The following is a 14,423-nucleotide window of genomic DNA, read 5'->3' on the forward strand; positions in this document are numbered from 1 at the left end:
GAGTGACAGGACGGTCCGGTCACGTCCGTCGGGTCCCTGCCCGGCGGGGGTCGCGCGGCTACAGTCCCGTACCGATGACCAGCTTCCCCGGCACCGCCCTGGCCTCCTTCGACCACGCGGGCCTCCGCACCACCCGGCGCCTGCTCGGTGGCACGCCCGCCGTCCCCGTCGCGCAGGGCATGTCCCACTTCGGCGAGCACGCGCTGGGCTGGATCGCCCTCGGCGCGGCCGGCTGGCTGTCCGGCCGCCGCCGCGAGGAGTGGGCCGGCGGCGTGGCCGGCGTCGTCGCCGCGCACGCCGCCGGTGTGGTGGTCAAGCGGGTGGTCCGCCGGCCGCGGCCCACGCTCCCCGACGTCCCGGCCCTGGTCGGCACCCCCAGCAAGCTGTCGTTCCCCAGCGCCCACAGCTGCTCGACCGCCGCGGCCGCGGTCGGCTTCGGGCCGATGCTCGGTCGCGGGCCGATGACCGCGGTGACCGGTGCCATGCTGGTCTCCCGCGTCCTGCTGGGCGTCCACTACCCGACGGACGTCCTCTCCGGCGCGGCACTGGGAGCCGGGGTCGCCACCCTGGTCCGCCGCCGCCTCACCTCCTCTGCTGCCAGAAAGGCACGATCGTGAGCGCCTACTCGACCCCGAGCGAGAGCTCCTCGAGCCCCGTGGCCCCGCTGACCGCCGTGGCCGGCACCGGCGAGCCCGAGAGCGTCCCCCCGCCCGAGCGCATCCCCGGCTGGCGCGGCTCGCGCCCGTGGGGGTTCGTGCGCTCGCTGCGCCCGCGCCAGTGGGTCAAGAACGTCCTCGTGCTCGCCGCGCCGCTCGCGGCCGGCCGGATCTTCGAGGGCGACGTGCTCGGCCCGACGCTGGTCGCGCTGGTGCTGTTCTGCCTGGCGTCCTCGGCGGTCTACCTGGTCAACGACACGATCGACGTGGAGGAGGACCGGCGGCACCCGCGCAAGCGGTACCGGCCGATCGCCGCGGGCCTGGTCCCGCGCCCGGCCGCGGTGGCCATGGCCGCCGTGCTGTTCGCCGTCGCGCTGACCGCGGCCGCGCTGCTCACCCGCCCGGCGCTGGCCTGGGTGCTGGGCAGCTACGTCGTCATCCAGCTGGCCTACTGCCTGTTCCTGAAGAACCAGCCGGTCATCGACCTGGCCGTGGTCGCCTCGGGCTTCCTGCTGCGCGGGATCGCCGGTGGCGTGGCGGCCGGGCTGTTCCTCAGCCAGTGGTTCCTGCTGGTGGCCGCGTTCGGCTCGCTGTTCATGGTGTCGGGCAAGCGCTACTCCGAGCTCGTGCTCATCGGCGACGCCGCCGCCACCCGCAAGACGCTGCGCGAGTACTCGGCCAGCTACCTGCGCTTCGTCTGGAGCCTGTCGGCCGGCGTCGCCTGCACCGCGTACAGCCTGTGGGCCTTCGAGATGGCCGACACCCAGGACGGCGTCCCGTGGGCGACCATCTCCATCGCGCCGTTCGTCCTCGCCGTGCTCCGCTACGCGGTGGACGTCGACAAGGGCACCGCGGGCGCGCCGGAGGAGATCGTCCTCGGCGACCGCGTGCTGATGGTCCTGGGGGCGCTGTGGGCCGTCATCGTCTGCGTGGGCGTCTTCACCCGCTGACCTCCCCGCGCCGGGCCGCTGCCCGGCGCACAGCGGCACCGCTCCCGAAGGGGCCGGGCCGGCATCGTGCCGGCCCGGCCCCTTCGTCGTCCCGGGGCGCCGGCAGCTCGAGGTGGCCCTCCAGGTGGAAGACGCAGAACCCCTGCAGGTGCACCCGGTCGCCCACCAGCCGGCAGGCCAGCTCGCCGCCGCGCCGGGACGCCTGGTGCGCCAGGAAGCGGTCCCGGCCGGTGCGCGCGGCCCAGAAGGGCACGAGGCCGCAGTGCGCCCCGCCGGTCACCGGGTCCTCGGGGATGCCCTTCGCCGGCGCGAAGCAGCGGCTGACCAGGTCGTACCGGCCGTCCCCGGCCGCGGTCACGACCACGCCCGCGCGGTCCAGCCGGGCGATCGCGGCCAGGTCGGGCACCAGGTCCCGGACGTCGTCAGCCGTGGGCAGCAGGGCGAGGTGGTTGCTGCCGTCGTCCGCCGTCGCCAGCGGGACGATGCCCAGCGCGGCGGCCAGGCCCGGTGGCGGCGGTACCGGGCGCACCGTGCGGGCGGGCAGGTCCAGCCGGTACGCCGCGCCCTCGCGCACGACGGTCAGCGGCCCGCTGGCGGTGTCGAACACGACGCCGGTGCGCCCCGGCTCCAGCCGCTCGGCGACCACGGCGCCGGCGGCCAGCGTCGCGTGCCCGCAGAGCGGCACCTCCACGGTGGGGGTGAACCAGCGCAGCCGCCAGCGGTCTCCGGCCGCCACCAGGAAGGCGGTCTCGGACAGCGCGTTCTCCTCCGCCACGGCCTGCAGCAGGGCGTCGGCGGGGAAGTGGTCGAGCACCACGACGGCGGCCGGGTTGCCCGTGAACTGACGGGTGGCGAAGGCGTCGAGCTGGAAGACCGGGACCCGCATGCGAGCAGGGTAGGGACGACGACGGCCCGGCCCCCGTGGCGGGGACCGGGCCGTCGTCGGGCGCCGTGCGGAGCTGCGGACCTCAGTTGATGCAGGAGGTGTCCTCCGCCGTGCGGGCCTCCTCGGTCGGGGTCGCGGCGGCGCTGGACGGCGGCTGGGCCGTGGTCTGCCGGCCGACGCCGTTGAAGTCCTTGCCCAGCACCAGCTGCACCGTGCCCGCCGTCGCGGTGGCCACCTGCTTCGTGGTCGCACCCGGGACGGCGGCGGCCAGGGTGGCGGCCAGCGCGTCGTCGCCGGCGGCGAACCGCACCTCGGTCGTCGCGTAGGTCGAGGAGTCGGCGTTGGCCGTGCCGGCCACCTCGAACCCGGCGGTGGTCAGCTGGGTGGCGGCCTTGGCGGCCAGGCCCTTGACGCCCAACCCGTTGAGGACCTGGACCGACACCTGGGCCGGCGCGACGGTCTCCGGCGCCGCCGGCGCGCTCGGCGTCGCGGCACCCGGGGCGGGCGCCGGGTCGGCGGAGAGCTGGGCGAAGAACGTGTGCAGCGTGTCGGCGTCGGCGAGCTTCACGATCGAGGTGCCGGAGGGCAGCTTCGCCTCACCGACGTTCGGCACGGTCTGGAACTCGATCGCCCCGGGCTTCACGCCCTGCATCTGCCGCGCGAGCTCCATCAGCTCGAGGTCCTTGTCGATCGTGACCGAGCCCGCCACCGCCTGCACCAGCTCGCGCTGCTTGGCAGGGTTGAGCAGCACCTTCTCGCTGAGCATCTTGCGGACGACGCCGGCGATGAACACCTGCTGGCGGCGGATGCGGTCGAAGTCGTTGCTGGTCTTGCCGATGTTGTGCCGCTGGCGGACGAACTTCAGCGCGTCGGCGCCGCTGATCGTCTGCACGCCGGCGGGGAAGTAGGCGCCGGACCACCGGCGGTCGTCGACCGCCTGGCAGAGGTTGACCTCGACGCCGCCGACGACGCTGGTCAGGTCGAAGAAGCCGAGCAGGTCCACCTCCGCGTAGTGGTCGATCTGCAGCCCGGAGAGCTGGCTGATCGTCTGCACCAGCAGCTGCGCGCCGGCCGCCTGCTGCTGCTCCTGGCTCGCGCCGGAGGCGGCGCTCTGCATGCCGTAGGCGTAGGCGGCGTTGAGCTTGTCCTTGCCGTGGCCGGGGATGGTCACGTAGGAGTCGCGCGGGAACGAGACGAACGAGGCCGCGGAGCCGTCGGCCGGCACGTGCACCAGGATCATCGTGTCGGTGTTGATGCCGGAGTCCTTGCCGGCGTTCAGCTCCTCGAGCTGCTGCTTCGTGAGGTTCGCCCGGCTGTCGTTGCCGACCAGCAGCAGGTTCATCGCCGCGCCGGTGTGCACCGTCTCCTTGTTGCCGGAGTCCGGGATGGCGTCGGTGCGGCTGACCGAGGCCTCGGCGACCCGGCCGAGGTACCAGCCCCAGCCGCCGGTCCCCAGCAGGGCGACCGACAGCAGGGCCGCCAGGCCGCGGAGTGCCCACGCCAGGCGGGTGCCCGAACCGCCACGGCGGCCGGTGGCCGCGCCGGCCCGGGGGTCGAGTCGAGGTGGCAGCGAGCGGGCGGTGCCCGGCTCGTCGCGGTCGGATGTGCTCACGGGGGAAGTCCTCACGTCGGGCTGCCGACGTCGGTGTCGTGCCCGGAGGCCCCGTCGTCAGGCGGCGTGTCGCCTCCGGACAGTACGGGCCCGACCGCGGCCGGCTCGGCTTCCTGCGGGCTCCACGAGCACGTGTCCCGCCCCCGCGGACCCATTCGTCACACCGGACCCGCAGGCGTCACCGCGTCGGGCCGCGGGGCCGGCAACGCCCCACGCGTCACCCCCGTCACGAGCCTGCGTGGCGCAGCGTGACGGAACTGCTCCCCTCGGTAGCTTCAGCGCCACTTGCGCGCCACGGCCGTCCACCGACGTCCGGTCCTGCGCCCGCTCCGTTGCCCTGGCCCGTCCGTGTCGGCGGCGTTCCCCGGGAGTCTGCTCATGCCTCGTACCACCTCGTCCCGTCGCCGCGGCCCCGCCGCGGTGGTGCTCCTCGTGCTGGTGGCCGCCGCCGTCGGCCTGCTGGTCTGGTGGCGTGCCGACTCGGGGTCCGACACCGCACCGGCCGCGGACGCCGGCCCGACCGCCGCCGCGGGCACCACCAACTCCGCCGGCGGCGGCGCCCCCGCGACGGGCACCCGCCCCGCCGGCAGCGGCGCGACCACCGCGCCGGCCGGCGACGCCACCACCTCCGCCGCCCCGAGCAGCAGCACCGCCGCCACGACCCCGGCCGCCACCGGCACCGCCACGACGTCCAGCGCGCTGCGCACGGTCGACGTCACCACCACCTACGCCGGCTGGGACGCGACCGCCGGGCAGGCGGTCGTCAACGGCTTCGTCTCCGGCGTCATCGAGGACGGCGGCACCTGCACGCTCACCGTCACCAAGGGCGACCGCTCGCTGCGGGGTGAGGCCGAGGGCGCGGCCGACGCCGCGACCACCGCCTGCGGTGACGTCGTCGTCGCCGGGCTCGGCTCCGGCTCCTGGACCGCGGTGCTCAGCTACCGGTCGGCCACCAGCAGCGGCCGGTCGGCCGCGGTGACGGTGGTGGTCCCGTGACCCGCCGTCGCGTCGTCGTCACGGCGCTCTCCCTGGTCGCCCTCGCCGTCGCCCTGGTCGGCGCGCTGCTGGTCGTGCACCGCTCGGACCTCTCGCCCAGCGCCGACCTGCGCCAGTTCGACCCCGGCCAGATCGTCACCGACACCGTCTTCTACGACAGCTCCACGATGACCGCCGGCGACATCCAGCTCTTCCTGGACGCCAAGGGCAAGAACTGCAAGTCCAACTGCCTGCGCAACCGCGTCGAGACCACCTACGACCGGGCGGCCGACAGCCGCTGCGGCGCCGTCCAGGGCGGGACCGACAGCGCCGCCTGGATCATCTACAAGGTGGCCCGCGCCTGCGGGATCAACCCGCAGGTGCTGCTGGTGACGCTGCAGAAGGAGGTCGGGCTGGTCACCGGGACCGCCCCGACCGACAAGTCCTACAGCCGGGCGATGGGCTACGGCTGCCCGGACAACGCCGGCGGCGCCTGCGACACCCAGTACTACGGCCTCTACAACCAGCTGTACTGGGCCTCGCACCAGTTCCAGAACTACCGGGCGAACCCGACGCGGTACGGCTACGTGGCCGGCCGGAACAACACCATCGGCTACCACCCCAACGCCGCGTGCGGCAGCACCACGGTCTACATCAAGAACCAGGCGACGGCGGCGCTGTACAACTACACGCCCTACGTGCCCAACGCGGCCGCGCTGGCCAACGAGTACGGCACGGGCGACTCCTGCTCCTCGTACGGCAACCGGAACTTCTACTCGTACCTCACCGACTGGTTCGACGGCCCGCAGTCGATCCGCAACCGCGCGGCGACGGCGAACCTCGGGCCGCAGCTGGGCGACATCTGGTGCGACCAGCCGCGCGGCGGCTGCCGCCAGCGGTTCACCTACGGCGACATCTACTGGTCGAGCACGACCGGTGCGCACGCGGTGAAGGGCGCCATCCTCGCCACCTTCTTCAGCTCCGGCGGCCCCGCCTACATGGGCTACCCGACCGGTGAGGAGGCGCAGGACCCGAAGTCGCCGGGCACCTACTACTCGAACTTCGAGCAGGGCGACATCATCTGGAACACCGCGGTCGGCGCGCACATGGTGCGCGGCGAGCTGCTCAAGGAGTGGCAGTCGATGGGCGCCGCCAGCGGCCGGCTCGGCCTGCCCACCGGCGACGACCAGGCCGTCGCGTACGGGCGGATGAACCGGTTCCAGGGGGGCGTCGTCTACTGGACCCAGGCCACCGGCGCGCACGCCGTCATGGGGACCATCCTCGACCGGCTCACCGCGCTGGGCGGCCCGGGCACGATCGGCTTCCCGGTCGCCGACGAGGGCCAGGACCCGAAGTCGCCCGGCACGTACTACTCGAGCTTCGAGCGCGGCGACATCGTCTGGAACGCCAAGGTCGGCGCGCACGACGTGTGGGGGCCGCTGCTCAAGCGCTGGCAGGCCGCCGGCGCGGCCTCCGGCCCGCTGGGGCTGCCCACCGGCAACGACACCCACGTGGGCGCCGGCTCGGTCAGCCCGTTCCAGGGCGGCACCGTGTTCTGGACCCAGGGCACCGGTGCGCGCGTGGTCAAGGGCGCGATCCTGCAGCGGCTGTGGGACCTGGGCGGCCCGGCCGCCATCGGCTACCCGATCGGGGAGGAGGGCCAGGACGCCGCGGCGCCGGGCACCTACTACTCCAACTTCCAGTACGGCGACGTCATCTGGAACGCCAAGGTCGGCGCGCACGACGTCTGGGGGCCGCTGCTCAAGCGCTGGCAGGCCGCCGGCGCGGCCTCCGGCCCGCTGGGGCTGCCCACCGGCAACGACACCCACGTGGGCGCGGGCTCGGTGTCCGCGTTCGAGAACGGCACCGTGTTCTGGACCCAGACCACCGGCGCCCGCGTCGTCAAGGGCCCGGTCCTCGAGCGGCTGTGGGGCCTCGGCGGCCCGGCCGCCATCGGCTACCCGACCGCCGAGGAGGGCTCGGACCCCGCGTCGCCGGGCACCCTGTTCTCCACGTTCCAGAACGGCGACATCATCTACAACCCGTCGGTCGGCGCCCACGACGTGTGGGGGCCGCTGCTCAAGCGCTGGCACGCGGCCGGCGGCGCGACCGGCCCGCTGGGGCTGCCGACCGCCGACGACACCCACGTCGGCGCCGGCTCGGTGAGCGAGTTCCAGGGCGGCACCGTGTTCTGGACCCAGGCGACCGGGGCCCGCGTGGTCACCGGGGCGATCCTGGCGAAGCTGACCGCCAGCGGCGGCGTCGCCTACATGGGCTACCCGACCGGCGAGCAGGCACCGGACACCCGGGCGCCCGGCACGACCTACGTGAACTTCCAGCAGGGCGACATCATCTCCGGTGCGACCGGCACCTTCCTGGTGCGCGGCGAGCTGCTGAAGAAGTGGCAGGCGACCGGCGCGGCCGCCGGCACGCTCGGCCTGCCCAGTGGTGACTCGACGGCGATCACCGGCGGTGCGGTCAGCGACTTCCAGCGCGGCTCGGTCTACTGGTCCTCGGCCACCGGCGCGCGGATCGTCAGCGGCGCGATCCTGACCAAGTACCGGCAGGGCGGGGTGCTGGCGCTGATGGGCTTCCCGACCTCCGACGGGGGCCAGGACACCCGGGTCGCGGGCACGACGTACGGCAACTTCCAGAACGGCGACATCGTCGCCAACCCGGCCACCGGCGCGCACTACGTGCGCGGCAACGTCCTCAAGGCCTGGCAGGCCGCCGGCTCCTCCGCCGGGTACCTGGGGCTGCCGACGGACGACGAGTCGCAGCTCCCCGGCGGCGGGCTGAAGAGCGACTTCCAGCGGGGGTCGGTCTACTGGTCGTCGGCCACCGGGGCGCGGGCGCTGAGCGACCCGATCCGGGCGCAATACGAGGACCTCAACTCGGTGGCGTTCCTCGGCTACCCGACCACCGACGTCGTCGCCATCACCGGCGGCCAGCGCGCCACCTTCACCGGCGGCGAGATCTACTGGTCGGCGGCGACCGGGGCGCACGCGGTGCGCGGCGCGATCCTGAACACCTACCGGGCCGCCGGCGGCCCGGCGGTGGTGGGCTTCCCGAAGACCGACGACGCCGTCGCCCCCGGCGGGGGTGGCTGGTACACGGACTTCGAGAAGGGCTCGGTCTACTGGTCGCAGGCCACCGGGGCGCACCTGCTGCTGAACCCGCTGAACGGGACCTACCTGGCCGACGGGGGCACCGCGACGTCGCCGCTGGGGTACCCGACCAGCGACACGACCGTGGTGAACGGGCAGCAGCGGGCGACGTTCCAGAACGGGACCCTGCCCAAGCAGCAGTGACGGAACGGCTCGCGGGGACCGGCGGGGCGGGTGTGACGACCCGTTCCCTCCGGCCTCGCGAGCCGACGTCCCGGCTCCCGCGACCGCAGGTAACGTGGCTCCACGTGGCAATGGCACAGCCGGCCGGCCGGACGTGGGGCGCGGCCCTCGCCGACCTCCGCCGCGGATGGGAACAGCGCTCCCTGTGGGGGCACCTGGGCTGGCAGGACATCCGGCAGCGCTACCGCCGGTCCTTCCTCGGCCCGATCTGGATCTCGATCACGATGGCCATCACGGCCATCGCGCTCGGCGTCCTCTACGCGGGCCTGTTCGACAACGACATCGACGTCCTGCTGCCGCACCTGCTGGTCGGCTTCATCGTCTGGAACTTCATCTCCGGCTGCGTCAACGAGGGCGCGGAGGTCTTCACCTCCAACGTCGGGCTGATCACCCACCTGCCCGCACCGCTGAGCGTGCACCTGTACCGGCTGGTGTGGCGGCAGACGCTGTTCTTCCTGCACAACCTGGTCGTCTACGTGGTGATGCTGTTCGTCTTCCCGCAGCACCTGCACTGGACGGCGCTCGCCGTCCTCCCCGCGTTCGGCCTGCTGGCGCTCAACGGCGCCTGGGCGGCGCTGCTGCTGGGCATCGTGAGCACCCGCTTCCGCGACCTGGTCCCGATCGTCCAGTCGATCATGCAGCTGGCGTTCTTCATGACGCCGATCGTGTGGATCTACCAGGACCTGCTCAACAGCCCCAACCCGACGGTCCGCGAGCGCGCGACCCTCGCCGAGTTCAACCCGTTCCTGCACTTCCTGGAGATCGTCCGGGCACCCCTGCTCGGTCAGGACCAGCAGCTGCACCACTGGGTCGTCGTCCTGGCGATCACCGTGGTCGGCTGGGCGCTCACCATGTACGTGCTGCGCCGCTTCCGTGCCCGTGTCCCGTATTGGGTGTGACCATGTCCCTCGCCACTGACCAGCAGATCAGCATCACGACCAAGGACGCCTGCGTCGACTTCCCGATCTTCGACGCCAAGAGCCGTTCGCTGAAGAAGACGGCGATGGGGCTGGTCGGCGGCAACATCGGCAGCGACAGCAAGGTGCCGGTCATCGAGGCCCTGCGCGACATCACGCTGCACCTCGAGCACGGCGCCCGGATCGGGCTGGTCGGGCACAACGGCGCCGGCAAGTCGACGCTGCTGCGGCTGCTGTCGGGCATCTACGAGCCCACCCGCGGCACCGCGCAGATCCACGGCCGGGTCGCCCCGGTGTTCGACCTCGGCGTCGGCATGGACCCGGAGATCTCCGGGCTGGAGAACATCATCATCCGGGGCCTGTTCCTCGGCATGACCCGCAAGCAGATGGACCAGCGGGTCGACGACATCGCCGAGTTCACCGAGCTCGGCGACTTCCTCCGGATGCCGCTGCGCACCTACTCGACCGGCATGCGGGTGCGGCTGGCGCTCGGCGTGGTCACCAGCATCGACCCGGAGATCCTGCTGCTCGACGAGGGCATCGGCGCCGTCGACGCGGCCTTCCTGGAGAAGTCGCGCAAGCGGCTGGCGGACCTGGTCGAGCGCTCGGGCCTGCTGGTCTTCGCCTCCCACTCCGACGAGTTCCTGCGCGAGCTGTGCGACACCGCGATCTGGATGGAGCACGGCCAGATCAAGATGCACGGCGACATCGAGGACGTGCTCAAGGCGTACAAGGGCCCCGAGTACCGGGCGCCCGAGAGGAGCGCGCGGGCATGAGCGGCCCCGCCGGCAGCACGCCCCCGGACGGGGACGGCGAGCGGGTCGTCGTCGTCATCGTCACCCGGCACCGGCGGGAGCTGCTGACCGAGAGCCTGGCGGCGATCGCCGGCCAGACCCGGCCGGTGGACCACGTGGTGGTCGTCGACAACGGCCCGGACCAGTCGGCGGAGCCGGTGGTGGCCGCCAGCGGCCTGCCGGCCACCTACCTGCCCAGCGAGCGCAACCTCGGCGGCGCCGGCGGGTTCGCGCTCGGCATGCTGCACGCCCTCGCGCTGGGCGCGGACTGGGTGTGGTGCGCGGACGACGACGGCCGCCCCGCCGACGGGACCGTGCTCGCCACCCTGCTCGACGCCGCCCGCCGGCACGGGCTGGCCGAGGTGTCGCCGATGGTCACCGACCAGGCCGACCCCGACCTGCTGGCGTTCCCGCTGCGCCGCGGGCTGCGCTGGCGCCGCCGCCGCAGCGACTTCGCCGGCATCGAGGTGCTGCCCTCCTACGCCTCGCTGTTCAACGGCGCGCTGTTCCGGGCCGAGGCCCTCGACGTCGTCGGCGTCCCGGACTACCGGCTGTTCTTCCGCGGCGACGAGACCGAGGTGCACCGGCGGCTGCTGCGCGCCGGGCTGCCGTTCGGCACCTGCGTCGCCGCCGCCTACGTGCACCCGGAGGGCACCAGCGAGTTCCAGCCGATCCTCGGCGGCAGGCTGTCCGCCCAGTACCCGGCCAACGACGTCAAGCGGTACTTCACCTACCGCAACCGCGGCTACCTGATGGCCCAGCCCGGCATGCGCTGGCTGTACCCGCTGGAGTTCGTCCGGTTCGGCTGGTTCTTCCTGGTCACCCGGCGGGACCGGGCCGGCTGGCGGGAGTGGCTGCGGCTCACCCGGGCCGGCCGCCGCGAGCGGATGACCCGCCAGGACGGCTGAACCGCCCCTGGTACGGCGGAGGGCCCCGACCGGAACTCCGGTCGGGGCCCTCCGCCGTGCGGGCCTAGACCCGCTCGTAGCCCCAGTCCTCGAACGCCCGGGTCCAGCGGTCGACCGAGGTCAGCTCCGCGTTGGCGGCGCGGTAGCGCTCGCGCAGCTCCGGGAAGTCCTGCGACATCTGGCGCAGCAGCTGCACCGAGGTGGTGACCAGGCGGCGGAACGTGGCCGGGTCGCGGCGGCGGAAGGTGACGCCCCGGCCGTCGGCGGTGCCCACGGTCGCGCTGTCGAGCCGGGACAGCAGGAACCACTGGGCGTCCTGGAACGCCAGGTTCAGCTCCGGGGTCTCGACCTTGTCCTGGTCGACCCGGCGCACGTTGTGCGCCAGCGCCTTGACCAGGGTGGTGCCGATCTGCCGCGCCCCGACCGGGATCCGGCGGAACCGGACGGCCTTGGCGGTGGGCATCGACGGCAGCGGCAGGTCCGCCGAGGAGTCGAGCACCTGGCCGTCGGCGTGCGTGGCGCGCACCTTGCGGGCCTCGACCACCGAGCCCGGCATGTCCGCGAACAACTGCTCCGGGCCGGCCAGGAAGTCCCGGTAGGCCTTGTGGTGCAGCTCCACGGTCGAGTACTGCAGGTTGATCAGGAACCGCAGGTCGGCCTTGATCATCTCGCGGAACATCCGCCCACCGTGCCGGTAGGGGGAGTGCAGCGCGGCGGCGATCAACCGGTTGCGGATGTGGAAGTACGCCTGCCAGTCGCTGGCGTCGTCCTTGTCACCCCACGACAGGTGCCAGATCGCCGTGCCCGGGAGGGAGACGGTCGGGAAGCCGCCGGCGAAGGCGCGCAGGCCGTACTCGGCGTCGTCCCACTTGATGAACACCGGCAGCGGCATGCCCACCTGCTCGACGACCGCGCGCGGGATGAGGCACATCCACCAGCCGTTGTAGTCGACGTCGATGCGGCGGTGCAGGTCCTTGGACTCGCGCAGCGTCCGCTCGCCGAAGTCGTGGTGGTAGGTGGTGTTCGGCGCGTTGGTCCAGAAGAAGTCCGACCGGTCGACGATCTCGCCCATGCTGTGCAGCACCGAGCGGTTCTGCAGCGCCAGCATCTGCCCGCCGACCAGGGTCGGGGTCTTGGTGTAGGCCGCGAAGGCGCGCGCCCGCAGCAGGCTGTCGGGCTCGACCATGATGTCGTCGTCCAGCAGCACGACGTGGGTGGCGTCGCTGTTGGTCAGCGCCTCGTGGATGGTGCGGGCGAAGCCGCCGCTGCCCCCGAGGTTGGGCTGCTCGATCACGTGCAGGCGGTCACCGAGGGCGGCCTTGACGTCGGCGTAGCCGGCGGCGTCCTTCACGTGGTTGTTGCCCTGGTCGGCGATGGTGACCAGGGTGAGCCGGTCGCGCACCGCCGGGTCGTCGACCAGCGCCCGCGCGGCGGCCAGCGCGTCGACCGGGCGGTTGTAGGTGCAGATGCCGACGGCCAGCCGCGGCTCCTCGGCCGGCGCCTGCGGGGCGTACCAGCCGGACTCGTGCACCTGGGTGTCGGTGTCGGCGGTGACGTCGAACCAGTACCAGCCGCCGTCGATGAACGGCGCCAGGTCCAGCTCGAACTCCACGGTGCGCCGGCCGCCGCTGTGCGCGACACCGGTGACGTGCATCGACTCGCCGTCCGCCTTGGAGCGGTAGACGTCGATGCGGCAGGTGCCGTCGACGGTCACCTGCAGCACCACGGAGCGCAGCACGCTCCAGCGGCGCCAGTAGCTGGCCGGGAAGGCGTTGAAGTAGGTCGCGAAGGAGACCTCGGCGCCGGCCGGGATGGTGGCCGAGAGGCGACCGTCCTGCTTGACCCGCTCGGGCGCGTTCTCCTCGTCGAGGTAGAGGCTGCGGACCTTGAGCTGGTCGGCCTGGCGCGGCATGAGCACCCGCTGCAGCAGGTGGACGCCCTTGTCGGGCACGAGGTCGTCGGCGGCCGGCTCGCTGACCGTCTCCGGCGACACGGGCGCGTCGGCGGACTGTGCGGCGTCGGTCGTGGTCATGGGGGAGATCAGTCCTCGGTGCTCAGTCTTCGAGGCGGCCGTCGAGCTCGCCGCCCTGGTCGAAGAAGGGTCGGATGCGGTTGTCGAACATGCTCAGCGCCGACCCGATCGCCATGTGCATGTCCAGGTACTTGTAGGTGCCCAGCCGGCCGCCGAAGAGCACGCGCTTGTCCGCGGCCTCCTTCTTGGCCAGCTCCCGGTAGGTCTCGAGCTTCGCCCGGTCCTCGGGCGTGTTGATCGGGTAGTACGGCTCGTCGCCCGGCTCGGCGAAGCGTGAGAACTCGCGGACCACGACGGTCTTGTCGGTCGGGTAGTCCCGCTCCGGGTGGAAGTGCCGGAACTCGTGGATCCGGGTGAACGGCACGTCCTCGTCGGCGTAGTTCATCACCGACGTGCCCTGGAAGTCGCCGATCGGCAGGACTTCGGTCTCGAAGTCCAGGGTGCGCCAGCCGAGCTCGCCGGCGGCGTTGTCGAAGTACTTGTCGATCGGGCCGGTGAAGACCGTCGGGACGTCGGTCGGCAGCTGGTCGCGGACCTCGAAGAAGTCGGTGGACAGCCGCACCTCGATGTTCGGGTGGTCGGCCATCCGGGTCAGCCACGCGGTGTAGCCGTCGACCGGCAGGCCCTCGTAGGTGTCGTTGAAGTACCGGTTGTCGAACGTGTAGCGGACGGGCAGCCGGGCGATGACGGCGGCGGGCAGCTCGGTCGGGTCGGTCTGCCACTGCTTCTTCGTGTAGCCGCGGATGAACGCCTCGTAGAGGGGGCGGCCGATCAGCGAGATCGCCTTCTCCTCGAGGTTCGCCGCCTGGGCGGTGTCGAACTCGCCGGCCTGCTCGGCGACCAGGGCGCGGGCCTCGTCGGGGGAGAAGCTGCGGCCGAAGAACTGGCACAGGGTGGCCAGGTTCATCGGCAGCGAGTAGGTCTGGCCGTCGTAGATCGAGTAGACCTTGTGCTGGTACTTGGTGAACTCGGTGAACTGGTTGACGTAGTCCCAGACCCGCTTGTTCGACGTGTGGAACAGGTGGGCGCCGTAACGGTGCACCTCGATGCCGGTCTCGGGCTCGGGCTCGGAGTACGCGTTGCCGCCCAGGTGGTCCCGTCGGTCGATGACGAGGACCTTCCGGTTCAGCTGGCTGGCAACGCGCTCGGCCACGGTGAGGCCGAAGAAGCCGGAGCCCACGATGACGATGTCGGGACGTGCGTCAGTCACGGGACCCGACGCTACCTGCCTGCGGCCCGGGATTCCGCTCCACCGGCGGGTCGGCGGCGTGTGAGCCGACCCGTTCCGTCACATCGGTCCCAGCAACCCCGCGCGCCCGGCCGCGGTGGCGGGCACGGCGGCA

Annotated in this window: 11 protein-coding genes; 7 read left to right on the forward strand and 4 right to left on the reverse strand. The window is 72.7% G+C overall.

Annotated elements, in window-relative coordinates; genetic code table 11:
- The first annotated feature begins 74 nt into the window (after positions 1-74).
- On the forward strand, positions 75-617 hold the full coding sequence (locus AB0J00_RS04015) for a phosphatase PAP2 family protein (protein WP_357740503.1): 543 nt from the start codon (positions 75-77) through the stop codon (positions 615-617).
- Positions 614-1,606, forward strand: coding sequence for a decaprenyl-phosphate phosphoribosyltransferase (locus AB0J00_RS04020; RefSeq protein WP_357740506.1), 993 nt, complete (start codon positions 614-616; stop codon positions 1,604-1,606). Before AB0J00_RS04015 ends, AB0J00_RS04020 begins: the two co-directional genes overlap by 4 nt.
- On the opposite strand, the gene AB0J00_RS04025 is transcribed toward AB0J00_RS04020, so the two are convergent.
- Positions 1,596-2,492 carry a PhzF family phenazine biosynthesis protein gene (locus tag AB0J00_RS04025; protein WP_357740509.1) on the reverse strand — a complete coding sequence of 299 codons (897 nt, stop codon included), beginning with the start codon at positions 2,490-2,492 and terminating at the stop codon, positions 1,596-1,598. The two genes, AB0J00_RS04020 and AB0J00_RS04025, sit on opposite strands and share 11 nt — an antisense overlap.
- An 82-nt stretch (positions 2,493-2,574) precedes the next feature.
- A complete protein-coding gene (locus AB0J00_RS04030) occupies positions 2,575-4,104 on the reverse strand; it encodes an LCP family protein (protein WP_357740512.1) in 1,530 nt (509 codons plus the stop codon).
- A 378-nt stretch (positions 4,105-4,482) separates the two neighbouring features.
- On the opposite strand from AB0J00_RS04030, the gene AB0J00_RS04035 reads away from it, so the two are divergent.
- The 5 genes from AB0J00_RS04035 to AB0J00_RS04055 all read left to right on the forward strand — a co-directional run bounded on the left by AB0J00_RS04035 (position 4,483) and on the right by AB0J00_RS04055 (position 11,048).
- Positions 4,483-5,100, forward strand: a complete 618-nt coding sequence (locus AB0J00_RS04035; RefSeq protein ID WP_357740515.1) for a hypothetical protein — start codon at positions 4,483-4,485, stop codon at positions 5,098-5,100.
- Positions 5,097-8,390, forward strand: a complete 3,294-nt coding sequence (locus AB0J00_RS04040; RefSeq protein ID WP_357740518.1) for a hypothetical protein — start codon at positions 5,097-5,099, stop codon at positions 8,388-8,390. The genes AB0J00_RS04035 and AB0J00_RS04040 overlap by 4 nt, the downstream gene beginning before the upstream one ends.
- Positions 8,391-8,500: 110 nt before the next feature.
- Positions 8,501-9,328: an ABC transporter permease gene (locus tag AB0J00_RS04045; protein WP_357741341.1), complete on the forward strand. Its 828-nt coding sequence runs from the start codon at positions 8,501-8,503 to the stop codon at positions 9,326-9,328.
- A 2-nt stretch (positions 9,329-9,330) separates the two neighbouring features.
- Positions 9,331-10,122, forward strand: coding sequence for an ABC transporter ATP-binding protein (locus AB0J00_RS04050; RefSeq protein WP_357740520.1), 792 nt, complete (start codon positions 9,331-9,333; stop codon positions 10,120-10,122).
- On the forward strand, positions 10,119-11,048 hold the full coding sequence (locus AB0J00_RS04055; protein ID WP_357740523.1) for a glycosyltransferase family 2 protein: 930 nt from the start codon (positions 10,119-10,121) through the stop codon (positions 11,046-11,048). Before AB0J00_RS04050 ends, AB0J00_RS04055 begins: the two co-directional genes overlap by 4 nt.
- A gap of 64 nt (positions 11,049-11,112) precedes the next feature.
- On the opposite strand, the gene AB0J00_RS04060 is transcribed toward AB0J00_RS04055, so the two are convergent.
- Entirely contained in the window at positions 11,113-13,080 is a 1,968-nt protein-coding gene (locus AB0J00_RS04060; protein WP_357740526.1) for a glycosyltransferase, read from the reverse strand.
- Positions 13,081-13,102: 22 nt separating this feature from the next.
- Complete coding sequence (glf, locus tag AB0J00_RS04065) at positions 13,103-14,290, reverse strand: UDP-galactopyranose mutase (protein WP_357740529.1); 1,188 nt, start codon at positions 14,288-14,290, stop codon at positions 13,103-13,105.
- Positions 14,291-14,423: the final 133 nt, after the last annotated feature.

Origin of the sequence: Modestobacter sp. NPDC049651 (assembly GCF_040659695.1) — a bacterium.
Taxonomy (GTDB): Bacteria; Actinomycetota; Actinomycetes; order Mycobacteriales; family Geodermatophilaceae; genus Modestobacter.

Excerpts from the sequence above, each read along its gene's own strand:
- AB0J00_RS04015 (WP_357740503.1), top strand. The coding sequence starts at position 75 with ATGACCAGCTTCCCCGGCACCGCCCTGGCCTCCTTCGACCACGCGGGC.
- AB0J00_RS04025 (WP_357740509.1), bottom strand. The coding sequence starts at position 2,492 with ATGCGGGTCCCGGTCTTCCAGCTCGACGCCTTCGCCACCCGTCAGTTC.
- AB0J00_RS04035 (WP_357740515.1), top strand. The coding sequence starts at position 4,483 with ATGCCTCGTACCACCTCGTCCCGTCGCCGCGGCCCCGCCGCGGTGGTG.
- AB0J00_RS04045 (WP_357741341.1), top strand. The coding sequence starts at position 8,501 with ATGGCACAGCCGGCCGGCCGGACGTGGGGCGCGGCCCTCGCCGACCTC.
- AB0J00_RS04050 (WP_357740520.1), top strand. The coding sequence starts at position 9,331 with ATGTCCCTCGCCACTGACCAGCAGATCAGCATCACGACCAAGGACGCC.
- AB0J00_RS04055 (WP_357740523.1), top strand. The coding sequence starts at position 10,119 with ATGAGCGGCCCCGCCGGCAGCACGCCCCCGGACGGGGACGGCGAGCGG.
- AB0J00_RS04060 (WP_357740526.1), bottom strand. The coding sequence starts at position 13,080 with ATGACCACGACCGACGCCGCACAGTCCGCCGACGCGCCCGTGTCGCCG.